Genomic DNA, 22,240 nt, shown 5'->3' with positions numbered 1-22,240 from the left:
CTGAGACCACGTGAACGGAGTAATCGGTGATCGACAACGACGACCTGATGTACCGCGTGGACCGGCACTACCTCGGTCCGACCGGCTATCCCCTGCCGGTCCGGATCCGCTACACCGCAGGCATCGTCGGCGCGACCGCGTTCATCGTGGTGTTCGTGATCGCTCGCGGGATCTTGCACGTTCCGCTCGGATTCAAGTCTCTGTTGGTGATGGCTTTGGTGACGGTGTGGGCGACGACGCGGATCGCGAAGTACGTCACTGCGGATCGTCCGCTGCGCTCGGTGGTGAAAGCTGCTCTCAACGATCTGGTGGCTCCGCGTCCACCGAAGGTCGGCAAAACCGTGTTCGTGTCCCTGCCCGACCGGTTGACCGCGGGAGCATCGACAACCCGCGACGCTTCTGCCCCGTTCGATGGTGAGGATCCCCGATGACCTTTCACGACAACGATATTGCCGCTCTGTTCGATCCGAAGGTCGAGGATCCGGTTCCGGTCATTCCGCCTGGTGCTCTTCCTCCATCGTGGGCAGCGGGACAACTCTCCGCCCCGCGGACTGCGCGGGCATGGTCGGAAGCCGCACCCACCCCGGTACCGGACTACGACACCTACGACGACGAAGACCAAGAGAACGACACCACCGCAGAGCCTGTCGATGTCGATCAGGCCGCCGAGAATGCTCTCCGGGGTGGTGGTCGCCGCGGCCGATCAGCGAAGAAATCACGTAAGCCTGCCACCAATCGCGACAAAGCTGCAGCGAAGAAACGCGCAGACCGCGAACGCAAAGCCGTCCGCCTGAAACTGACCGGCACCTCCGCCAACATCACCCGCACCCAGACCACCTCGACAGCGTGGTTCGTCCAACGCCAAGGCCCCTGGAATTTCCGCACCACCGGCAAACAACGCCGCTTCATCCAAGACGAAGCAATGATCTTGACCAACCTGCAGAAAGCTGGTGTGCGCACCCTGCATCGCCGACTCGTGCGCACCCCGTTCCCGGTGGCGCAGTGGGCGATCGATCACAACACCTGGGCCACACCGATCCCCGATGTGCCTGGTGCATTGTCGTGGGCGGATTACCTGCGCGGTCAGCAGCACGCGATGCTGTGGTCGAACGCGACGATCAAGGGCCGCTACTGGGGCATCGAACTCCCGCCGCGTTCCGGCCTCGGCCAATGTTTGGATTGGGTGTCGCGTTCCCTCCTGCATGTCGCGGATTGGCCTCTCCTCGGCCGGGTCTGCCGCTGGGTAAACCGTTGGGCCGACGACGCATTCGATCGCGAGCAGAAAGCCCTCGCCGAGCACCTCGCCGCATTGGAACGGATCCTCTCCGGGCGCGGGGTCAAAGCAACCCCGGCGACACCGGCTGCGATCGACTACCTCCTGCGCCGATCCGCGACGATCGGGCTGCCCCTCGAAGCCGGCGGGGCGATCGCCGGCGGCGGGGACTGGGAGGACACCGACGTCGCGGCCCTCGAAGACCTCACCGACCTGTCCCTGACTCCAGGTGACGGCTACACGACCGTCTCCGGTGTCGTCGACGGTCGCACCTATTTCGGTGTGGTGATCGTGCTGACCGTCGGTCGCATGGCTCCCCTGCCGATCCCCGAACGGATGCTCCCCTGGCAGATCATCGGCGACCCGTCTGGTGAGCCGCTGGAATGGTCGGATCGCATCGAACTGCACGACAAGGCCTCGACCATCCGCAAGATGCGCTCCCTGACCGGAAAGATCGAGAGCCAATTCGACCACTACACCGTCGAACACGATCAAGTGCCGCCGAAAGAGTTGGCGCAGCAGCATGCCCGCGCGCAGAACGTGATCTCCGACGTCGAGGAAGACCATTCAGGACTCTCCACGCGCACCACCGGCTGGTATCGCGTCGCCGTCGTCGGAACCAGTCCCGATGATGCTCGGCAGAAGGTCGCGGACCTACGCGAGATGTACTCCCCGCACATCGCGCTCGAACACGAGCACGGCCAATACCAACTCCTTCGTGAGTTCATCCCCGGCGAGCCGCAAGCGAACATCGCCCACGCCCGCCGTATGGACGTCGAAGCAGTTGCTGCCGGCATGGCCACGGTCAGTGACCGCATCGGTGACCGCCGCGGTGTCGTCCTCGGCGAGACCGCATCGATTTCTCCGCGACCGGTAATCTGGGATCTGTTCGCAGCCCACGAGATCAAGCACAAATCCGGTCTGACGCCGATCGTCGCGGTCCCCGGATCGGGCAAGACGTTCCTCGCCGGCATGATCGTCTACCAAGCGGTGCGCGCCGGCGCCTACGGTGTCGTTCTCGACCCGTCCGGACCGCTTGCCGCACTGGCTTCCCTGCCGGAGTTCGGTGACATCGCCCGCGTCTACGCACTCACAGGCCGGGATTCACGTGCGGGAGCGTTGAACCCGTACCGGGTGATCACCGACCCCGCGCGCGAGGACCCCGAATACGACGCCGCCAACATCGAGTTCGCACGCGAGCACAATCCACACGCAGCGGCGCAGTCGAAATTCGACGCCGACCTGCGCGCCGCCTCCGCCGAACGCGTCGAGGTCGCCGTCTCCGTCCTCAAGATGATGCTCACCGAACGCCACCTCCACCAAGAGCACACCGAACCGGTCCTGCATCTGGCCGCGAACATGGTCGGCGGCGACAGCAACCACAACCTCACCGAAGTCCTCGACAAAATCGGGGACATCGGCAACACCGACCCCGATCAAGCCGTGAAAACCTGCGCCCGCGGCCTCTACCAGCAGCTCGAATTGATGTCGAAACTCACCGAAGCCCGCGTGCTCTTCCCCGAATCCGGAACCGTCGGCAGCGGCACCGACGCCTTCGACAACGACATCCGCCTCACCATCTTGACGATGCCCGGCCTCCAACTCCCACCCGAAGGAACCCCGTCCTCGCAGTGGACACCGCAGCAACGCATGACCGCACCGCTCATGCACATGGCCGCCTGGCTGGCGAACAGGCTCGTCTACGAAAAGCCGCGCCACGTCCGCAAAGTACTCTTCCTGGACGAGAACAAGTACCTCGAATCCACCGGCGCCGGCCGAACCCTGAACCTGCGCATCGCACGCGATTCACGCAAGTTCAAAGTCCGCGCGCTGGTCTGCTCGCAGCTCCCGGACGACTTCCTCGGATTGGACGGCAGCGACGACAAGACCGCACTGACCTACGAAGTGTTCGTCGGCGACGTCGGCGGCGATCCGCATGCGATCGAAGGCGCCCTCAAACTCCTCAAACTCCCCGCCGGGCAAGGGTTCGAGCAGTTCCTCGCCGAATTGGGCAGCGGCGGCGAGGACACGCTCGACGAAGACACCGACACCTCGTACCAGGATCAAGCGCGCCGCTGGATGATCCGAATGGCCGACGATGTCGAGTTGGTGCGGTCGAGCTGGATTCACTACGTGCACCTCGCGCACGTCTTCGCCGCGTTGAATTCCTCGTCGTCGAAGAACGCACTCGGCGGGGCAGCATGATCACACCCGAACGCCGCCCCACGCTCGCAACTGCGATCGTGGAGGCTCGCACCAGCCGTGGACGCGGAAACGGGCTGGGTGTGCGTCTCGGGCGCATTCTGGCTGTTCTGGCGTTGGTGCTGCTGCCACTGATCGGCGGCGGCGCGATCGCATCGGCCGGCGGGTTCGACTGCAAGGACGTCCCCTCGCCCGAGTACCCGAACTCGGTGATGGCCTCGGAGTTCGATTCCTCGAGCAAGGACCGTGAACCGAAGGACGGCGGCACCGGCTACGAAACGTACGGCTGGGCCGGCTTGTCCTGGTCCACTTACGATCTCGGCTGCGGTAACGACCTGGTCAACGCACCTCGCGCCGTCGCGGACACGACCACGGGCAACCTCTTCCTCGGGATCGGCAAAGGATTCGCCGCCGCTGCATTCTGGCTCGACGACCAGACCAAGACCGGACAAGCCGCCGAAGATGCCGGCATCGCCCCGGCGATGGCGACGTTCGACCAGATCGTCTCCTCCATCTCGAGTGGCATGTTCGGTGTCTACGGAATGTGGCTGGGCATCGCATTGACCGCGGTCGCGGCGATGATCCTGTGGCACGCACTCAATTCCAATGCCGCCGCCGTGGCCCGCACCGTGGCCATTGCCGGAGCCGCGCTGGCCATCGGAGCGCTGTTCGTCGGCGCACCACAGAAAGCGATTCAGATCGCCGACGACACCTTCGGGTCGATCATCACCGACACGCAAGGGCAGATGCTCTCCGTATCCGGCAGCGACACAGATCCGCGCAACGTGCTGATCGACAAGATCTTCCTCGACGATTGGCGTAAGGGGTGGTTTGGCGCGAACTTCAATGACGAGGAACTCAAACTCGGCCCGCAACTGCGCGGCGCGTTGGCGTTCTCGTATGGGGAGCAGCGAGAGATCGCTGACGACAACGAAGCAGCAAGCGAGTTGGCCGACACGAAGGCGAAGGCTTTCGAAGACGACATCATCAAGAAGCTCGAAGGGTTGAACCTCTCGTACAACCAATTCCAAGGCAAAGATTCCGGACGTACCGGGATCGGTTTCATGGCGATGATCAAACTGATGATGCCGTCCGTTCTGTGGATCGGCGCCTCGATCCTCAAACTCACTGCACTACTGGCCATTCGGCTTGCCATCCTGTTCGCGCCGATCTGGGTTCCGCTTGCTGCAATACACGGCGGCACTCTCTCTCGGGTGTGTCGCGCGATCGCGACGGCCTACATGTGGGGCGTGGCGGGTGCGGTGGTCATCGCCTTGTATCTGATGGCGCTGGTCAAGCTCTACGACACCGACAACGGGATCGTCGACGGCACGTGGCGGTTGTGGTTCATGATCATCTTGACCGCGGTGTGCTGGATGATCATGAAGCCGTTCAAGCGGATGTCGCAGACCTTCACGCAGAATCAGGCCAGTCCGCTCCAACGTAAGGCGCGCGGCATCCAGTCGATGGCGAAAAAAGCCTTCCTCAGTGCAGCAACGGGCGGTGTGGGAACAGCCGCAGTCGTGGGTGGCGCCGCGGCCGACCGAGTCTCACCGAAGGCAAAAGACCGCTACAGCACCAATATTCACGATGGCGGGGTACTGGCACGCCCGGAAGGCCGCGAACTCAACCAGCGCCGCCGCCAGGAGGTCGACCAGTCCCGAGTCGATATGCGCAAGACGATGGATCGTCAACAGCGACTGTCGGATTCACGCAAAGAATCGGATCACGACGCCACCAAGCGTGATCTCCAGACGAGCGCGGATACCGATACAGGCAAGGAAACCGCGCCAATGATGCCTCGGATCCAGACGCCGGCGGCCAACAGGGGCAGCGTGATCGCTCGTCAGCTCGTCGGGTCCGACAGCGGCTCGGCGCGCAGTTCCTCGTCGGTGAGCGAGACCTGGGATGGTGGGCCGCGCTCGAACATCGCGCCGACCAAGGTGTTCACTCCGTCCTCTGCGGATTCCTCCACCGAGAATTCGACACCGGGGCGACGTGCAGCACAATTCAGCTCCTCGACGCCACCACTGTCGACGGAGCGGCTGGGGACGCCGTCGTTGACCTCCGCAGGCTCTTCCAATCACGGCCAGGGGTAACGGATGTCCACCAACACAGCAAATCCCGTTCTCGCTCCGATCCGGCGATGGGTGCTCTACTCACGCACCAATCTGACGATCACGATCATCTCCGCGTTCGCCGTCTTGTTCGTCGCCGGATCACTATTCGGCCAGTGCCCCACCACGGCACACACCGCATCCGCATCGAACACCACGACGACAGCAGCCACCGATGCGGCGGTCGCCGGGGATCTCACCTACGAGTTGACCGAGGTCACCGAATCTACGATCGCCGGGAAGTCTGTCGCTGCCGTCTCCGAGAGCGCCCCGGCAACGGCGATGGCGTACGCGCACATCTATGTCGACCGTTCGCTCTCCAACAGTGAATGGAAGACCAAACTCGGCAAGCACACCGCTGAGGCTCCTGGCGTCATTGTCGTCAACGCTCGTCCGCTGTTAGCCGTGGCGATCACCGGACCTACCCGCAGTGAAAGCGTGGCCGGCACCGGCGGTGAGAGTGCGGTGCAGGTGATCGTGCCGACGCAGACCGGCAACCTGCGCATCACCCTCAAACCAACCGATTCCGACAAGGGTTCGGTCTGGCAGGTGCAGTCGCCGTTGCCGACGCTCGATCTCAGTGAGGTCGACAAACTCGACGTTCCGCCACTGGCCAGCGCACCGACGTCCAAGGCCCAGACCACCACCTCCGCACCGAAATCGACAACCAGTTCCGCCGCCGCGTCGGCGACCACCACGCAGGCACCATCAACGACAACGACCAACCCGTCCACAAGTATCGAGCCCGCACCGGTCCCGGTTCCTGGACCTATTCCTATTCCTGATCTCGACACCCCGTTGCCGGGAACGCTGTGAGGCGCCGCGCGGTGGCGCTGATCCTCATCGCCGGCACCGCCGCTGTCCTGGGGTTGTCCGGATGCGCGCAGGATCCGGTCTTCCCCAAGAACCGTTGTGGCAGCACCTCATCGAGCGAAAGCGACAAGGGCGGCAGAGACAAGGGTGAATCACCTAGTGGCAAAACTGATTTGAAGGCATCGGGGCCGATCACCCAGCCCACGAAGGTCGGCACGACGACGCAAACCTCCGGCTTCGGGCCTCGTTGGGGATACGAGCACAAGGGCACCGACTTCGCCGGACCCATCGGCACCCCGATCTACGCCGCCCTCGACGGCATCGCAGTCAAAGCCGGCTCCTCCGGCGAAGGACCCGGCGTCGGCTTCGAAAACTGGATCGTCATCGACTCCCTCGTCAACAACAAGCCCGTGAGCACGGTCTACGGGCACATGTTCACCGACGGAATCCTCATCACACCCGGCCAACACGTCAAGGCCGGCGACCATATCGCCGACATCGGCAACGCCGGCGGATCCACCGGCCCTCACCTGCATTTCGAGTACTGGGAAGGTGGACGGTTGCAGGGCGGATTCGCGATCGATCCACTGACCAAGCTCGGCGGCGCACAATCTCCGGCCGGCGGCGACGGCGGCAGCCCGAACATCCAGCTGGCCGCGTCGACGTCCTCGATCGATTGCGGCGGCGGCTTCGGTGTCGCGGGCGGCGGCGATCTCAAGGCCGGATCCGTTCCGCCCGAGATGGAGCCGTGGTTTCGCCAAGCGGGGTCGCTGTGCCCGCAGATCAAACCGTCACTTCTGGCGGCAGATACCAAAGCAGAATCCGGGTTGGTCCGAGGACTGGAATCCAAAGACGGCGCTAAGGGCATCACGCAATTCATGGACCCCACGTTCGCCGCATACGGCCAAGACGACGACGGAAACGGCAAGATCTCGATCCTCGACGACGGAGACGCGATCATGGCCCAAGGTCGATACTTCTGCGAAATCGCAAAGAAGGTCGACGGCTGGATCGCCGACGGATCCGTCACGGGCGATCCGAAATCGCTCTACATCGCCGGATACAACGGCGGCGAATACTCCGTCAAGAACGCCGGCGGCATGCCCAGCGGCGGCGACTACACCACCCAAACGCAGCCATACGTCGCGAAAGTTCTTGCCTACGAAGCTGAATTCACAGCACCCGGCGGGCGCGGCGAATTGGTGGTCTCTCCCGGATCGGCATCCGGTTCGCAGGTCGTCGACGCAGCACGTCAATACCTCGGCACCCCGTACGTGTGGGGCGGCGGCAATATCAACGGCACGACCGGCGGCGGCTTCGATTGCTCCGGACTGACCAGCTACGCCATCTACCAAGGCAGCGGAAACAAGATCACCTTGCCGCGCACCTCGGAGCAGCAATGGACCGTCGGCGTGGAAATCCCGATCGATCAGGCACAGGCCGGCGATCTAGTGTTCGGTGGATGGTCAGGATCAGGTCCCGGCCACGTCGGAGTCGCCATCGGCGGCGGTCAGATGATCCACGCACCCACCACCGGCGACGTCGTCAAACAATCACCGTTGCAGAGCGATATGAAAGCCAGGAGGGTCATGTGAGCAATGCACGCAAGCTCGTTCTGCTCGCGCTCGTCGTCGCGATCGCGGCCGGGTAGTGCTCTACTTTTCCGACTTCGGCAACGAGGACGCCGGCACCGCGACACTCGTCCAAGCAACGGCGATGCCGGCCGCCAAACCGACATCGTCGACAGCTGTTGACGTCCCGTCGAACCCGGATACTGATGCAGCGGAAGACACTGTGCGTCAGGCACTCTCCATCGCGTTCACGTGGTATCTGGCTACCGATCGCAGCCCCACCGATGCCTATGCACGCGCACGCAATTGGTTCACCGACTCACTTGCCACATCGCTGCTCGTCGACGTCCACACCGAACGCGGCCCCGGTGCGCAATGGGGGCAGTGGGCGTCGGACAACGCGAAAGTCGTTGCCGACGTAAGCGTCGGATGCTCAGGCTGCCCACCCGACGCGGGCACACTCATTCACCGCGTGGCCAGCATCCATCAGACGGCAATAGCCGGCGACGAGACCACAACGGTCACACCGGACACCACCGTGTGGGTCACGCTCACCAAACGCGGCGGCCAGTGGCTCATCGACAGCATCCGGTACTGATCGACACACCCGCGACCAACGCACCAAGAGCCGGTTCTCGTCGATCGAGTAAGTTCATATCCAAGACCGAAGCGCCGAACATCGCACAGGCACACATGGTTTCAGAGTTACCGGACGCACAGACACCGGCAACTCACCATCGGAGGGGAACACAGATGAAGCGCACCGCAAGGGCTACCGCAGGCGCCCGCATGATCGGCATCGTCGTGGCGTCGGCCGCGCTCGTAGCCGGCTTGACCGCGTGTGGAACCGACACTGCTGGTGGCGATGCCAGTCCGCGGCCTGAAACTACCTCTATCGCGCAACAGGTTCCTGCCATCGACGTCAACGACGCCGTCGACGTGCGCCGCTACTACACCGTCGAATCGATCGTCAGAATTGTCACGGAGAGAGGCGGCGACGAGACAATGGTGCTTGGCACGCTCGCTGCCGCAGAAGCCGAGAGCGGCTGGTACGCCGGCAACAGCGGCGGCGCGTCAGGGAAGCGAAGGACGGTCGACGTGTTCGGTTGGCAATCCAGCTATCCCGGTGGCGCAGAAAGCAACCAAGCGACAGAGGCTGCCGCGGAGCACTTCATGGATGTCGCGGCGACGGTGCCGCCCGAAACCCGCGATGATCCGGTCGAGTTCGCAGTCGCCGTCCAGTTCGCAGATCCACGCGGCTACGACCCCGGCAACAGAGTGTTCTCGCGCACAAGTACGAACAGAGACACCGTGGTCACCAAGTACACCGCGAGCCTGCCGGAAGCCAAAGCCGCGCTGGAGCAGGTGCAGCAGGCGAGGTAAAGGACCGCTTCGCCGCGCGGCCTATGGCCCCCTTCTGAAAGTCCCCGTGCGGGGACGGTCGGCGGGAAACAGGTCAGATGCGTTTTACCGCGCTGGGGGGACGTGTCGTCTACGCAGGTCACGGGCAATCTTCTTTCGCCAGTGACTGATCGATACGCTCAGATGCCAAATGCCCGCCCCCAGATCGATGGGGCGGGCATTTTGGTGATGGGTGGAGGTTGGTTAGTGACCCATTCCGATTCCGCCGTCGACATTGATGACGGTGCCCGTGATGTAGCCGGCGCCTGGGCTGAGCAGGAACGCGGCAGTGGCCGCAATCTCTTCCGGCTTACCGAAGCGTCCGAGAGGGATGTGGGAGAGAGCCGTTTCGACGACTTTGTCGCTGACTGCTGCTGCCATGTCCGTTTCTGTGAATCCGGGTGCGATGACATTGGAAGTAATGCCGCGCGAGCCAAGTTCGCGGGCCACCGATCGTGCGAGGCCGATAACGCCGGCTTTTGCTGCGGTGTAGTTGACCTGACCGGGCATTCCCGACATTCCGCTGGCCGAGCCGATGATCACGATGCGGCCGGCGCGATGCTTGAGCATGTTGCGGGTTGCGCGTTTGACGACACGGAACACCCCGGTGAGGTTAGTGTCGACGACACCGGTGAACTGTTCGGTGGTCATGCGCATGATCAGCGTGTCGTTGGTGATGCCGGCGTTGGCGATTAATGCTTCGACAGGGCCATCTTCGGTCTCGACGTGGGTGAATGCCCGATCGACCGATTCGTCGTCTGTGACGTCGCATTCGACGCCGTGAACGCCATCGGGTACCGACGCCCCGCGGTGTGTGCCCCAGACAGTGTGGCCTTCGGCGACAAGGTAACTGGCGATGGCTGCACCGATTCCTCGGTTGGCTCCGGTAACTAGAACGCGCACGGGTATAACCTCCAAAAGTCTTGCATGAATACAGATTTCAACAGTGGTGGCGACAGGTCAGACGGCCACGTTCTCTTCTACGAGAAGGATGATCGCGACGGGATCGCCGTGCTTTTCCTTTTCTCTGGCGGAATGCAGCTTGAAGGTCGATGCGATGAATGGCTCGCCATCGATCAGTAGCCTCTGCCCACCATTCTCGGGATCGTCGGGATTCGCCAGCTGTTCGAGGTCGATTTGATCGAGCACCTGGGCGACCTTGGATTCACCGAGTGGTGCGTGCTTGCCGACAGTGGTCAGTGGAATCCTGTGTCGAGCTTCCACGAGCATCAGTGTCGCGTTACCGAATCGGATCAGCGACGCGATGTTGGATTCGAGTTCGCGTTCGGCCAGTCGAAGGGTGAGTCCGTAGAGGGTGCGCTGATTGCCGTCGCCGGTGACACGCAGTCGGCAGGATGACCACATGTGGACCCACTCGGTACCAGCGGGACGCAGGCTCCAATAACTCTGGATGAGCAGTCCGTCTTCGCCCGTCAGTGCGTCGTAGTAGCCGCCAACCATGCCCCAGGCGTCTTCCGGGTTGAGCCAGGTGAAGAGATGCTGGACGTGACGTTCCTCGTTTGCTTCTCGCCCGTCTCCAATCATGGACGGGTCGTCACCACTTGTGCGCGTGGTCATTGCGGTCATGTCGAGAACCCACACGTTGTACGTCGGGCGAGGATCCGGTTCACGGTCGCCGATCCACACGATCAAGGCGACTGGAGTTCCGTCGGATGCGTCGATCTGGTGGCTTTCTACGATAAGCCCGTCAACCTTCGGGACCTGTTTGCCATCCAGGAGTGCCCCGACCACCGCATCGACGACTGCCTCACCGGACCGATCGAATCCAAGCGTTGTTGCACAGCGATCCCAAGGCCGCGCCACGCGTTCCCCTGCAGCTGAATGAATGAATACTTTCCCGTTGAGCTGTGTGCCGATTATGTCGACAGCTAGCCACATCCCCCGAATAGCCATAGATCACAGCATAGTGACCGAGTCGCAGTTCACCTTCCTCGGGGCAACTGTACGAACTACGCTTCGAGAAGCGAATCATAGTTATTTTCAGGACATTTCGCCGATATTCGACTTGCATCTTGGAAACATTTGATTGCTAGACTGCGACTTAGAACGGGGCTGCATCCCCGTTGCGCCGGCCGGTGAGCGATTCCTGCCCGGAAGCAGAAGGCCCACAAACGTGGGTCTGCTTTCGGATACCCAAAGGAGCCAGCTGATGACCGTGTCACACAACCACGATCATGCTTTTGAGCAAAATGTGGCCCGCCAAACGAGGTATCGCCTCGACCCGCCCGCGACGTTACAACAAAGCCCGATTTGCATTCCAAAGCTCGAAGAGCATGGGTCATGCACGCTCCCCAGGAGGACGAGATCGAGCACGCTCGTAACTAGCTCGCAGCTCAGCTTCGGAGATACCCAACGCGCCGGACAGCTTTTTCGCCATCGCATCGGAAAGCGGAATTTCTCCCCGCTCGACGCTGCCAACCATTTGAGTGGAGGTGCCGGCTGCGGCACCCAACTGCGGCTGAGTGAGCCCCCGCAATACGCGCCAGTCTCCTGGAAACCTGTCGGCAACAGGCACTTGGACGACGTCGGAAATCTCTATACCGAGAACCTTCACGACACGCGCCAAAAGGTCGACCTGTGGAGATGCGTCGTCCCGCTCCCATCGAGTAATCGTCGTCCCGCCGATATCAGCTTGGCGAGCGAGTTCGGCCCGAGAAATGCCTGTCGATCGCCGCGCAGCAGCAAGGTTGTCGGGGCGAAATCCCCGCATAACTCGTCGGCTCACAGACAGAGCCCTACCCATCTTGTCCTCATCTCTAGACACTTTGCCGCCTCCTTACTAGGGTATGCACACAAGACATGTTTTATATGGTTTGTTTTAGAAGGTACGTTTTGGCGGAAGGAGACGACAGTGTCCGAACTTTCGAGACGCTGATCACGGAGGCGTAAGCCTCTACGACATAAATGAAGTCCCCCGGCCGCGACGAACGGCCGAGGGACTGAGACCGAACGGGTTGCCACCCGTCCAGCATTTCTTCCGATGCAGAAAGGATTCTGCGATGTCTATCTTAGTTGACCCTCCAGGTGTCAGCGAGAGATCCGGTGCAACGCTGGCACCGCCACTTTCGACGCTTGCGTTTCGTCGGATCGCAGCTCAGCATGTTTCAGTCGACGGGCGTTGCGATGCATGCGGTTTCAGGGTTTCGGAGCGCGCTCCGTTGTGCCCGGATGCAGCGATCGCGTTGCACGAGTTGTCACGTCGTGACGGCAAGTGGGCCCGCCGGGTTCAGCTGTTTGATCGCGACACGATCGATTTACTTCGGATTGCCGGTGCGCATCATCAGGATCGGGTGGGTCGATGCGCTCGGTGTGGATTCGTGTTCACCACGGACTGCGAATTATGCCCGACGTTGCGGGCTGTCCGACGGGAGCTGGAGGTTCGAGGTGTGGTGCCGATCGTCGGCGCCGAGCGGGGTAAGGGTTTGTGCGCGGGTAAGGCGCGATCGTGGGAGATGGACGGCCGCACCGCCGCGCAGTGGCGGCGGGCGATCACCTCGTGTGAAGCTTGCCCGCTGCTGGCGCAGTGCAGGTCAGATGCCGATTCTGCGATCAAGCACGGAGATGGTCCGCGGCGAATGGTATTGGCAGGCAACGCGTACGACAATCACGGCAATGTCATCGATCGGGATCGGTTGGAGCTGTACGCGTCGTTGACGACCGTCTCCCACCCACGTTCGCGGGCGGCGGCGTGAAGGGCGCGATTCCGCCGGCAACGGTGTTGGCGTGTGCGGTCGATCCGCAGTCATGGGATCTGGATGAGGGTTCGTATCGCGCCGGGCTGGATGCGCGAGCGGAATGCTTCCGGTGTTCACGTTTGGCGGACTGCCGGGAAGAACTGTCCGAGATGGTTGATGCGGGGACTCCGCCGCGGTCGATGATGTGGGCGGGTGTTGCGTTCAGTCATCGTGGCCGGCCGATTGCCTCTGATGAGGCGTTGCGGTCGTATTATCGGCGCGTCGATGGGCACCGTGGTTCGCGCCGTGGGACGGCGGCATGACCCCGCCGCCGGGGTTGCTCGATCACTTGATGACGGAACGCGACAACACTCAGGGATTGGACGAGCCAACTCCCCTGGTTCTGCACACGTTCGATTCAGCGTGGACCGTCTACGGAGTACTTGTGGATTCGAAAGGGCATCTGCCGGTTCGGGATTGCTACCGCCGATTGTGGCTGCTCGTCGAAGTTGCCGGGCGACTCCGCAGCCGGCGGTCCTTCGTCCGCACCAGCGCTCATGTAGATGATTCCCCCGACGTCCATGGCTTGATTGACGTCGACTCGCGGGCGGTTCTGCATGCTCGCGACCTGATCGAGGCTCATGGCCCTCTGACAGTCACCCCGTCCCAAACCGCGGTCCCCGCACCCATTCATCTTCCTTGCGTTGAATTCGGCTGGCATCGAACGACTACGCCACCTTCCCCGCTCGGTGTCATCCGATTGGACTCCCCGACATGAGTACAGACCGACTGCTCTTCGAGCTGAAAGACGGAAACCGACCTCTCCCCGAGACCATCTTCGGGTTGAGCGCAGGGGCACTCCCCTCCCCAGCATCGACTGGCCTGTCTTCCGAGCGGTGGATGTGGCTGGCTGATCTCCTCACCCACCCGCAGTGGGGAATGACCGCGGTCGTCGACGGACTCCATCACGTCTGTGCGCCGGTGGCCCGGTTGTGCCGACTCACTGCCAACGCGATCCATCCGCTCAACCTGCGTGAGCTGTGGGCGGCAGAGCAACAACCCACCATCGATCTGCTTGCCATGCACTCACCTCACGACAGCGGCCACTGGGAAGCGCTGACTGCGGTACGCGAGCTGATCAGCGACGGACTCGACCACTGCCACGGACTCGATATCTCCGGCGTCGAAGCCGTCACCGCCGCGTTCACCGCCATCATCACCGCCCAAGTCGCGGATACAGCCCGGGCGACCATCACCGCCGCCACCTCGCACGCGCCACACCCCACTCCCGTCGAGGCACCGAAACTACCTGCACGACTTGGAGTTGCATCATGACCACACCGACACACCCATCACCACTAGTCGAATCCATGATCACTACCGCAGCCCACTCCATCCTGAAAGAAATTGGGCTCGACACACCCACCGTCGCCGAGGCCGCAGAAGTACGACAACTCGCCGAAACAATCGTCCGCGAGACCGTCGACGCACTCGCCAGACCCCGACATCTGTCAGTGGGGCTGCGAGAGAGCCTCGTCGACGTCGCCGATCTCGTGGCCAGCGACCCGGAGACTGCGTCGGTCGATCAGATTCACGAGGTTGCGATTGCGCTGCGTGGTCTTCTCGATCTCGACATCCCGGACCGGCTCGGTCGGCAGTGATTGCGCTCGTTCTAGCGTGCATGCTCGGGGTGGCTGGTGTTGCAGGAACGGCGTTTTCGCTGCGCACCGCTCATTCCTGACGCCTACGCAACCGTGTTCTGCGTTCGGGATCCGGCATTCGATGGCGCCTAGCTCCCGCCACCAGGTGCGGTGTTCCTACGCGCCTCAACGCAGAGCTCCGGGCCTGACACCTGACGAAAGGCATAGTCCGCTACCAAGCACCTATTACTGAAAGACCTTGACACCCAACTTAATACACGCAGCAGTGCAGAAACGACGAAACCCCCTTGCGGGGGTCCGTAAACACGATTCGCCGAATCAACAAAGAGCCTTGCCGGGCTCTCCTCGTCACTGCCCGAAGACGAAGTAACCGCTCCGACTTCGGTACTGCATCTTCTTCACTCACATGAAGGGACTTACCTGATGACAGGTACGTCTCAGGGTATCGCACGCCCTGAACCAGCAGCAACACTTCCACAACACCACACCACCGACACATCCCGAATCGACGGCAACTCCGCATCACCCGCCCATTCAACGGCGGCTGACGACGAATGGAATCGAGCTGTCCGTGAGGCCACCGAAAACGTCGCCCGCATAGAAACACTCAATTCAACAAGCAACCAACGCGGCAACTCCTGGGCCCTCCCCGTCGAAACAGGCACATATGCCCGAACACCCATCTGGTCCGGTCGCGCCCAATGGCAACACCAGGTCCGCACACTCCTCAACTCCCCCACCGGCACCCAACTCTGCAAAACCAACGCCGTCAGCACCGAAACCGCTTTCGCCGTTGCCGTCACCCACGCCAGCTTCGCCGAAGGAAAAACCGGCCGCGGCATCACCGCATCCCGCGAAACCATCGCCGCCAGTGCAGGAGTGAGCATCACCGCAGTCAAACGCGCCCGCCGTGTCCTCGCCGTCCTCGGAGTCGCCACAGAACTTGTGCGTGGCCGCTACCTCCGCAAGATCGAATCGATGGCTGCAGAAGCACACCACGGCCACCGCCAATTCCGCGCAGCGTCCGTCTGGGCCCTGACTTCACCCCGCTCCGTCGTCACCGCCACCACCGCGCCCGCCAAGAAGCGCGAAAGATCTTCCCGCGCGACGCTGCGCACCGCTGCACACCGCGCCCGAACCGCTACACAACTTTCTCCACAGTCAGACGCCCGTGGCCCCCTATCCCCCTCTGGGGGATTTGTACTTCAATCTCTTGTTAGAAAGTTCTCACCAACGCGCGCACAAGCGCACGCGGGCAAGATAATCCACCCAACAACAACCACACCTCGGCCGATCGAACTGCAACGCGCAGCCGGGCAGTTGGTCGCTCACGCACCTGCTTTGAAAACAGCCGGCCACATCGGCGCGATCTGCGACATCCTCGAACAGGCCGGAATCGACACCACCCAATGGACAGGCCGAGACATCGCCCGTGAACTGACCAAAGACACCCAAACCCGCGGTTGGGTATGGCCTGCGCATCTCACACGCCCCGCCGCGTTCCTGCGGTGGAAGTTGTTGCAGATCGACTTCTCGAAGCCCTCCCCAGCCGAATACGCCTGTGAGAACGATCGAGCTCGCCTGGCGGAACAGGCCGCACGTCGACGACAAGCCTGCGAACGAGACGCTCAAATCGCAGACGCCGCTACCCGCACTTCGATCGTGCAGCGATCACGTGACCAGTTCTCACGAACATGTGCGTGAGCATTCAGGCAACCTGATCGGCGATCGCCGATCGCCGACGATCAGATCACCTGTAACCGAACCGCACTCTGAGGGACGGGACTGTCTCTAGATCGGTGTTTCGGCCCGACAAGCTGAGTGAATGCTCAGCGAGGGAGGTGCCGTGATGACGACACTGGAAGATGTGACGAAGAAGAAGACCGAGCCGCCGTCGGCGGAAGCCGCCGCTGCAGCGGAGTTGGTCCGGTTGGCGAAGGAACAGGTGTTGACGACGGTTGCAGGCGCCGGAAACCGATCATGAACCGTCGAAAACCTCGCGGCTCTCAGCAATCCGACAGAGATTCTCGACAGATCAGAACAGATCTGACCTGCACTGTGGAGTTTGCGGCGGGGCTCTGTCATCGTTTGGTGGCGTTAGCCGCCGAAGACGAGGATGCTCGCGACGGCTTCGTCGACATCGTCATCCGGAAGAGGTGTCAGTCTCGCCGAGCACGTGCGCGAGCCGCTGGCCTCGGTCAACACCGTCTTCGTCCTGGTTCCGTTGCGAATATACCTACAGAATCCTCCCGTTCCGATAACCGATGTTCCACGGTTCGACGTCGTCGATCACGAAACCACCGTCTCCGTGGAGATCAAGGCGAACGACCTCTCACCCCAGGGATTTCAGATCTGGCTACAACCGCGGCAGCCGATCGAAGGTCCTCGAAGTCCCGGGAAGAATCGGACCGTATCCCACACGCAATGGTTGTTTCAGGCGTATTAGCAGGCGGACACCTCTTCTGCGATCCAGATCTGCCACACGTCGGGCTGCCGCCACGATCTCAGCTCTGGTCCTTCGAGTGGTGTAGATCCGTGGTGAGGATGTACACGCTGATCACCACCACCCAGCCTGGGAAGACCAGCGCCACCCAGATACTGAAACTGACGATCACCAACAGGATCAGCGCGAGCAGGTAGGTGCCGATGACCAACCATCGCGGCATCAGCCCGGTGCGTAACCAGATCGTGCCCAGCGAGATCATGAACACTGCGGCCATGCGTATCGCGTAGACGTTGTTGACGTGCAGCATCACTTCCCGCCCGAAGTAGATGATCTCGTCCTGGGAACCGGTCGAGTGCCGGGATACGGCGTAGAGCGCGCCCGCGATCGCCATCGAGACGAAGGTCATGGCCAGGAACAGCAGCCCACTGCCCAGGAAGACGGTCGCGAAGAATCGGTCCTCGAGGTTCCCGAACCGGTCGCGCAGGACACCGATGAACCACAAGAACGCGATGCCCGCGATAGGGGTCAGCAGCAGGGCGGTGGTGATTTTCGATCCACTGCGTACCCAGGGCTCCGAGGCTGTGGCGGGGAGCGAGGTTCCCAGCAGCACAATGCTGGTAGCGAAGAGCGTACCGAAGATGATACCGGCGACCGCCGCCGCCCGCGGGGTCCGCAGCCGGCGGAACTGGGGCTCACCATGTGTGTCTGCCATGGGTCAATCACCGCCGATGTCGAGCTGGCGCACTACCGCGACCTCTCGATGCCGACGCACGCACGGCGAGCGGAGGAACCGTGGGAGCGGGCCGCTGCGGGTACGTACCGTCGGTCTGATCCGAAGCGTCGTCATCTGATCCGAATGGGTTTTCACAGGAGTAGGGCCACGGCGAGAAGTGCGAAGAGAGTCACGACGGTAGCGGTGGCGATGGCGGCGAAGGTCGCGGGGGCGAAGACTCCGGTGTCGAGTTGGCGGCTGATGGCGCGGTACCGGAAGGTTCCGTACGTGGAGACCATCAGTCCGGCGCCGATCAGGATCAGCCCGGCGGCCACGGCGTGGGCTCCGCGGTTCGGGGCGAATTTCGCGACCGCGACGCCGAGAGCGGCCACGCTGATGCCGGTCCGGTGCCACGCAAGGTAGGTGCGCTCGTTCGCGAGGTGGTCGCGGGCGGTGCTTCCTGTGTTGGCTCGGGTGTCGCCGAAGATATTGCGGTTCATGGGTGTGTTCGATTCCGGGGCCTGGGATGTCAGTCGAGCTGCGGACCTGGGCCTCTTGGTCGAGGGAGTGTTGATTGGTGACGCCGCCGTAGAACAGAGTCTGGTCGGGCATGGCGGTTTGGTCGGGTTCGGGGAAGGCTTCGGCGAGTGCCTCCGACACGAAGCGGGCGATGCGGAATTCGTCGCGCATGTGCACTCTTTTCTCGGAGCGGAGATGGGGGTTCTGTAATCACGCGTGACTTCCATTCAACGCCGGTGATCACCGGTTGGTCACCCGTTTCGGGGGATGCGACTACACCAACCTCCACCCAGGCTGGAAGCGAGACCACCTCTAAGGAGCCCTGTGATGGCCGAAGCATTCAACGGCGTCGTCAATCTCGACATTCGTGACTCGGTCCCCGACTGGGGCCCGTACGAGCAACCGAAGGCGCAGCCAGGGGCGCCGAACATCGTCTACATCGTGCTCGACGACGTGGGTTTCGGCGCACTCGGCTGTTACGGCGGACCGATCGAAACCCCGAACATCGATCGGATCGCCGCCAACGGGCTGCGATACGGACAATGGCACACCACTGCGCTGTGTTCCCCGACCCGTTCGTGTCTGCTGACCGGCCGCAACCACACCACCAACGGCATGGCCTGCATCAGTGAAGCGGCAGTCGGCTTCCCCGGAGCGAACGGTCACATCCCGCCGGAATGCGCCACACTCGCCGAGGTTCTGGTCGAGCAGGGCTTCAGCACCGCGATGGTCGGCAAATGGCACCTGTGCGCCGAGGACGAAATGAATCTGGCGTCCACCAAACGGAATTGGCCGGTCGGCCGGGGTTTCGAGCGCTTCTACGGCTTCCTCGGCGCAGAGACCAACCAGTGGTATCCCGATCTGGTCCACGACAACCATCCCGTCGAGCAACCGGCGACACCCGAAGAGGGCTATCACTTCGGCGTCGACATCACCGACCATGCACTCGACTATCTCGGCGACGTGAAGGCCATCGCTCCGGACCGGCCCGTATTCCTGTACTACGCACCGGGTTGCGCTCACGCACCGCATCAGGTGCCCCGCGAATGGGCCGACCGGTACGCCGGCCGGTTCGACGCCGGCTACGAAGCGATGCGAGACGAGATCTTGGCCAGACAAAAGGAAATGGGCCTCGTCCCACCCGACACGGAACTTCCACCGATCAACCCGATCGGCACCTCGACGACCCGTACCGGACCCGACGGCAACCCGTTCCCACCCCTCGACGACACACGCCCCTGGGACACGCTGTCCGCGGACGAACAGAAGCTTTTCGCTCGGATGGCCGAGGTATACGCAGGATTCCTCTCTCACTGCGACGATCAGATCGGACGCATCCTCGCCTACCTCGAAGAGATCGACCAACTCGACAACACCATCATCGTCGTGGTCTCCGACAACGGCGCCAGCGGTGAGGGCGGGCCTAACGGATCAGTCAACGAAAACAAATTCGCCAACGGTGTCCCCGACGATCTTGCCGACAACCTGGCGATGATCGACGAACTTGGCGGCACCGACACCTACAACCACTATCCCAACGGGTGGGCGATGGCCTTCAACACCCCGTTCAAGATGTGGAAGAGGTACTCCTTCAACGGCGGAACCTGCGACCCCTGCGTCATTTCGTGGCCCGCCGGCATCGATGCGCGGGGCGAGATCCGCGATCAGTACCACCATGCCATCGACGTGGTCCCGACACTGCTCGACTGCCTCGGCGTCGAGCTTCCGGAGACGGTCAAGGGCTACACCCAGCACCCGATCCAGGGTGTGAGTATGCGCTACAGCTTCGACGCCGGAAACATTCCGAGCGCCAAGCGCACCCAGTTCTACTCGATGCTCGGCACCCGAGGGATCTGGCACGACGGCTGGAAAGCCGTCACCACCCACCCCGCCATCAGCGGATGGGGCCACTTTCCCGAGGACACCTGGGAGCTCTACAACACCGATGTGGATCGCTCCGAACTCCACGACCGCGCCGCTGACGAACCGGTCCGGCTCGCGGAGTTGGTCGGGATGTGGTTCCACGAAGCAGGAGCGAACCAAGCATTGCCGCTCGACGACCGCACTGCCGTCGAAATCCTCACCACTCCCCGCCCGCAGCTTGCGCCCCCACGCAATCGCTACATCTACCGCCCTGGCGGTGCCGAAGTGCCCGAGTCGGTGGCGGTGAACATCCGAAACCGCTCGTATTCCATTGCAGCAGTCGCCGACATCCCCGAACCAGGCGCAACAGGAGTGCTCTTCTCGCACGGCGGGCGTTTCGGAGGACATTCGCTGTACGTCAAGAACAATAGACTGCAGTACGTCTACAACTTTCTGGGTATGGAGCAGCAGAAGATCAGCGCGGACGAGGACCTACCGATCGGCGAAAACCTCATACTCGCCGCATCTTTCGACAAAGAGAGTGAGGACCCGCCAGGAATCGCCCACGGAGTCCTCAGTCTTTATCACGGCGACCGCAAAGTCGGAGAGGGCAGAATCCGCACCCAGCCCGGCAAATTCAGCCTGACCGGTGAAGGCCTCAACGCCGGCCGAGACAGCGGCGAACCCGTCACCGACGACTACTCGGGTACGTCGCCGTGGGCATTCACCGGCGGCACACTGAACCGAGTAGCCATCGACGTCAGCGGCGAACCCTACGTCGACCTCGAACGCGAAGCCGTCGCCATGCTCTCACGCGAATAGCAACGGCGGCCCAATCGAGATATCGGGGCTCTGCCGATCCGACGCGCGGCAGAGCCCCGCCCCTATCGCAGCGCGCACATATGCACCACCGAACATAGGGAGTCGACGTGACCGAAACGCACAAGACCGGTACACATACCGCCGACATCAACGAGAAGAGCACAGGACCAGCCGACACTCCACTCCCCAGCTGGCGGGACGGCGCCACCAAGGCAGCCGTTCTGAGCTTCGTCGAGCAGGTGACTGCCGAAGGAGGTCCCGACGAAGTCCCACCGGACGATCGGATCGCGGTCTTCGACAACGACGGAACCCTGTGGTGCGAGAAGCCGATGCCGATCCAGCTCGACTTCATCCTGCGACGCCTCGTCGAGATGGCCGAACACGACCCGGAGCTCCGCACACGCCAACCCTGGCAGGCCGCCTACACCAAAGACTATGCGTGGTTGAACAACGTGATCACCGCGCACTACCGCGGCGACGACACCACCTTGAAAGTGCTCGCCGCCGGCGTACTGGCCGGGTTCGCCGAAGTCACCGTCGAAGAATTCGAAGCCCAGGCCGACACGTTTCTGCGTACCGCCCGGCATCCCACCCTCGACCGCAGTTACTTGACGTGCAGTTACGCACCGATGATCGAACTACTGCAATATCTGGACGCCAACGGGTTCCGCAACTACATCGTCTCCGGCGGCGGACGCGACTTCATGCGCCCGATCAGCCAGGACGTGTACGGCATCCCGCGGCAACGCGTCATAGGAAGCGGCGTATCCCTTGCCTGGAAGGACAACGGCAGCAACGGAAGTATCATCCGCACACCCGAGGCAGACGTGGTCGACGACGGTCCCGAAAAGCCGATACGGATCTGGAACCGAACCGGCCGACGGCCCCTCTTGTCGGCAGGAAACAGCAACGGGGACATTCCGATGCTGCAGTTCTCCGAACAACCGAACCGCACCGCCCTACGCCTCCTACTGCTTCACGACGATTCCGACCGCGAATTCGACTACCTCGCGGGCGCCGAGCAAGCTCTCGAGTTGGCTAGAAACAACGGCTGGACGGTGGTCAGTGTCAAGGACGACTGGACCACCGTGTTCTAGCCGACCAAAACCCCGGCATCCCATGTCGGCCCAGAGAAGGCGAACCCG

22 protein-coding genes are annotated in these 22,240 nt (G+C 62.5%); 16 read left to right on the top strand and 6 right to left on the bottom strand.

Going from position 1 to position 22,240, the window contains the following annotated elements; all coding sequences use genetic code 11:
* Positions 1-26: 26 nt before the first annotated feature.
* The 7 genes from QM600_RS09125 to QM600_RS09095 all read left to right on the top strand — a co-directional run bounded on the left by QM600_RS09125 (position 27) and on the right by QM600_RS09095 (position 9,359).
* Entirely contained in the window at positions 27-431 is a 405-nt protein-coding gene (locus QM600_RS09125) for a hypothetical protein (RefSeq protein ID WP_283261140.1), read from the top strand.
* Positions 428-3,478, top strand: coding sequence for an ATP-binding protein (locus QM600_RS09120; protein ID WP_283261139.1), 3,051 nt, complete (start codon positions 428-430; stop codon positions 3,476-3,478). Before QM600_RS09125 ends, QM600_RS09120 begins: the two co-directional genes overlap by 4 nt.
* A complete protein-coding gene (locus QM600_RS09115; RefSeq protein ID WP_283261138.1) occupies positions 3,475-5,574 on the top strand; it encodes a hypothetical protein in 2,100 nt (699 codons plus the stop codon). Before QM600_RS09120 ends, QM600_RS09115 begins: the two co-directional genes overlap by 4 nt.
* A 3-nt stretch (positions 5,575-5,577) precedes the next feature.
* Positions 5,578-6,408, top strand: coding sequence for a hypothetical protein (locus QM600_RS09110; protein WP_283261137.1), 831 nt, complete (start codon positions 5,578-5,580; stop codon positions 6,406-6,408).
* Between the two features lie 11 nt (positions 6,409-6,419).
* On the top strand, positions 6,420-8,000 hold the full coding sequence (locus QM600_RS09105; protein WP_283261136.1) for an NlpC/P60 family protein: 1,581 nt from the start codon (positions 6,420-6,422) through the stop codon (positions 7,998-8,000).
* 55 nt (positions 8,001-8,055) lie between these two features.
* The gene (locus QM600_RS09100; RefSeq protein WP_283261135.1) at positions 8,056-8,574 is read left to right on the top strand and encodes a hypothetical protein; all 519 of its coding nucleotides are present in this window, start codon (positions 8,056-8,058) and stop codon (positions 8,572-8,574) included.
* Between the two features lie 155 nt (positions 8,575-8,729).
* Positions 8,730-9,359, top strand: coding sequence for a hypothetical protein (locus QM600_RS09095; RefSeq protein ID WP_283261134.1), 630 nt, complete (start codon positions 8,730-8,732; stop codon positions 9,357-9,359).
* Between the two features lie 222 nt (positions 9,360-9,581).
* Here the strand turns inward: QM600_RS09095 and fabG are convergent, their stop codons facing one another.
* The 3 genes from fabG to QM600_RS09080 form a co-directional block, all read right to left on the bottom strand.
* Positions 9,582-10,280 carry a 3-oxoacyl-ACP reductase FabG gene (fabG, locus tag QM600_RS09090; RefSeq protein ID WP_283261133.1) on the bottom strand — a complete coding sequence of 233 codons (699 nt, stop codon included), beginning with the start codon at positions 10,278-10,280 and terminating at the stop codon, positions 9,582-9,584.
* Between the two features lie 57 nt (positions 10,281-10,337).
* The gene (locus tag QM600_RS09085; protein WP_283261132.1) at positions 10,338-11,291 is read right to left on the bottom strand and encodes a hypothetical protein; all 954 of its coding nucleotides are present in this window, start codon (positions 11,289-11,291) and stop codon (positions 10,338-10,340) included.
* A 385-nt stretch (positions 11,292-11,676) separates the two neighbouring features.
* The gene (locus tag QM600_RS09080) at positions 11,677-12,108 is read right to left on the bottom strand and encodes a helix-turn-helix transcriptional regulator (protein WP_283261205.1); all 432 of its coding nucleotides are present in this window, start codon (positions 12,106-12,108) and stop codon (positions 11,677-11,679) included.
* 289 nt (positions 12,109-12,397) lie between these two features.
* On the opposite strand from QM600_RS09080, the gene QM600_RS09075 reads away from it, so the two are divergent.
* Together QM600_RS09075 and QM600_RS09070 are read left to right on the top strand one after the other, a co-directional pair.
* Positions 12,398-13,090 carry a hypothetical protein gene (locus tag QM600_RS09075; RefSeq protein ID WP_283261131.1) on the top strand — a complete coding sequence of 231 codons (693 nt, stop codon included), beginning with the start codon at positions 12,398-12,400 and terminating at the stop codon, positions 13,088-13,090.
* Positions 13,087-13,395 (top strand): hypothetical protein, encoded by a 309-nt coding sequence (locus tag QM600_RS09070; protein ID WP_283261130.1) that lies wholly within the window; start codon positions 13,087-13,089, stop codon positions 13,393-13,395. The genes QM600_RS09075 and QM600_RS09070 overlap by 4 nt, the downstream gene beginning before the upstream one ends.
* Positions 13,396-13,490: 95 nt before the next feature.
* On the opposite strand, the gene QM600_RS09065 is transcribed toward QM600_RS09070, so the two are convergent.
* On the bottom strand, positions 13,491-13,715 hold the full coding sequence (locus QM600_RS09065; RefSeq protein ID WP_283261129.1) for a hypothetical protein: 225 nt from the start codon (positions 13,713-13,715) through the stop codon (positions 13,491-13,493).
* Positions 13,716-13,846: 131 nt separating this feature from the next.
* Here QM600_RS09065 and QM600_RS09060 point away from each other — a divergent pair, with 131 nt between their 5' ends.
* The 4 genes from QM600_RS09060 to QM600_RS09045 all read left to right on the top strand — a co-directional run bounded on the left by QM600_RS09060 (position 13,847) and on the right by QM600_RS09045 (position 16,717).
* Entirely contained in the window at positions 13,847-14,407 is a 561-nt protein-coding gene (locus QM600_RS09060) for a hypothetical protein (RefSeq protein ID WP_283261128.1), read from the top strand.
* Positions 14,404-14,733, top strand: a complete 330-nt coding sequence (locus QM600_RS09055) for a hypothetical protein (RefSeq protein ID WP_283261127.1) — start codon at positions 14,404-14,406, stop codon at positions 14,731-14,733. Before QM600_RS09060 ends, QM600_RS09055 begins: the two co-directional genes overlap by 4 nt.
* Positions 14,734-15,156: 423 nt before the next feature.
* Positions 15,157-16,437 carry a hypothetical protein gene (locus QM600_RS09050; RefSeq protein WP_283261126.1) on the top strand — a complete coding sequence of 427 codons (1,281 nt, stop codon included), beginning with the start codon at positions 15,157-15,159 and terminating at the stop codon, positions 16,435-16,437.
* Between the two features lie 145 nt (positions 16,438-16,582).
* Positions 16,583-16,717 carry a hypothetical protein gene (locus QM600_RS09045; protein WP_283261125.1) on the top strand — a complete coding sequence of 45 codons (135 nt, stop codon included), beginning with the start codon at positions 16,583-16,585 and terminating at the stop codon, positions 16,715-16,717.
* A gap of 520 nt (positions 16,718-17,237) precedes the next feature.
* Here the strand turns inward: QM600_RS09045 and QM600_RS09040 are convergent.
* Positions 17,238-17,891, bottom strand: a complete 654-nt coding sequence (locus QM600_RS09040; RefSeq protein WP_283261124.1) for a hypothetical protein — start codon at positions 17,889-17,891, stop codon at positions 17,238-17,240.
* 152 nt (positions 17,892-18,043) lie between these two features.
* Complete coding sequence (locus tag QM600_RS09035; protein ID WP_283261123.1) at positions 18,044-18,391, bottom strand: YidH family protein; 348 nt, start codon at positions 18,389-18,391, stop codon at positions 18,044-18,046.
* On the opposite strand from QM600_RS09035, the gene QM600_RS09030 reads away from it, so the two are divergent.
* The 3 genes from QM600_RS09030 (at position 18,390) to QM600_RS09020 (ending at position 22,192) form a co-directional block, all read left to right on the top strand.
* Complete coding sequence (locus QM600_RS09030) at positions 18,390-18,620, top strand: hypothetical protein (RefSeq protein ID WP_283261122.1); 231 nt, start codon at positions 18,390-18,392, stop codon at positions 18,618-18,620. The genes QM600_RS09035 and QM600_RS09030 overlap by 2 nt on opposite strands.
* A gap of 117 nt (positions 18,621-18,737) precedes the next feature.
* Entirely contained in the window at positions 18,738-21,095 is a 2,358-nt protein-coding gene (locus tag QM600_RS09025) for an arylsulfatase (RefSeq protein WP_283261121.1), read from the top strand.
* 146 nt (positions 21,096-21,241) lie between these two features.
* Positions 21,242-22,192, top strand: coding sequence for an HAD family hydrolase (locus QM600_RS09020; protein ID WP_283261204.1), 951 nt, complete (start codon positions 21,242-21,244; stop codon positions 22,190-22,192).
* Positions 22,193-22,240: the final 48 nt, after the last annotated feature.

Source organism: Rhodococcus sp. IEGM 1379, from assembly GCF_030056815.1.
Classification (GTDB): Bacteria; Actinomycetota; Actinomycetes; order Mycobacteriales; family Mycobacteriaceae; genus Rhodococcus_F.
Note: the sequence above shows the minus strand (reverse complement) of the source record. Positions and strands in the feature narration are given on the sequence as shown.

Excerpts from the sequence above, each read along its gene's own strand:
- QM600_RS09025 (WP_283261121.1), top strand. The coding sequence starts at position 18,738 with ATGGCCGAAGCATTCAACGGCGTCGTCAATCTCGACATTCGTGACTCG.
- QM600_RS09040 (WP_283261124.1), bottom strand. The coding sequence starts at position 17,891 with ATGGCAGACACACATGGTGAGCCCCAGTTCCGCCGGCTGCGGACCCCG.
- QM600_RS09120 (WP_283261139.1), top strand. The coding sequence starts at position 428 with ATGACCTTTCACGACAACGATATTGCCGCTCTGTTCGATCCGAAGGTC.
- QM600_RS09075 (WP_283261131.1), top strand. The coding sequence starts at position 12,398 with ATGTCTATCTTAGTTGACCCTCCAGGTGTCAGCGAGAGATCCGGTGCA.
- QM600_RS09060 (WP_283261128.1), top strand. The coding sequence starts at position 13,847 with ATGAGTACAGACCGACTGCTCTTCGAGCTGAAAGACGGAAACCGACCT.
- QM600_RS09065 (WP_283261129.1), bottom strand. The coding sequence starts at position 13,715 with ATGAGCCTCGATCAGGTCGCGAGCATGCAGAACCGCCCGCGAGTCGAC.
- QM600_RS09085 (WP_283261132.1), bottom strand. The coding sequence starts at position 11,291 with ATGGCTATTCGGGGGATGTGGCTAGCTGTCGACATAATCGGCACACAG.
- QM600_RS09095 (WP_283261134.1), top strand. The coding sequence starts at position 8,730 with ATGAAGCGCACCGCAAGGGCTACCGCAGGCGCCCGCATGATCGGCATC.
- QM600_RS09115 (WP_283261138.1), top strand. The coding sequence starts at position 3,475 with ATGATCACACCCGAACGCCGCCCCACGCTCGCAACTGCGATCGTGGAG.
- QM600_RS09030 (WP_283261122.1), top strand. The coding sequence starts at position 18,390 with ATGGGTGTGTTCGATTCCGGGGCCTGGGATGTCAGTCGAGCTGCGGAC.
- QM600_RS09035 (WP_283261123.1), bottom strand. The coding sequence starts at position 18,391 with ATGAACCGCAATATCTTCGGCGACACCCGAGCCAACACAGGAAGCACC.
- QM600_RS09045 (WP_283261125.1), top strand. The coding sequence starts at position 16,583 with ATGACGACACTGGAAGATGTGACGAAGAAGAAGACCGAGCCGCCGTCG.
- QM600_RS09055 (WP_283261127.1), top strand. The coding sequence starts at position 14,404 with ATGACCACACCGACACACCCATCACCACTAGTCGAATCCATGATCACT.
- QM600_RS09050 (WP_283261126.1), top strand. The coding sequence starts at position 15,157 with ATGACAGGTACGTCTCAGGGTATCGCACGCCCTGAACCAGCAGCAACA.
- QM600_RS09080 (WP_283261205.1), bottom strand. The coding sequence starts at position 12,108 with ATGCGGGGATTTCGCCCCGACAACCTTGCTGCTGCGCGGCGATCGACA.
- QM600_RS09110 (WP_283261137.1), top strand. The coding sequence starts at position 5,578 with ATGTCCACCAACACAGCAAATCCCGTTCTCGCTCCGATCCGGCGATGG.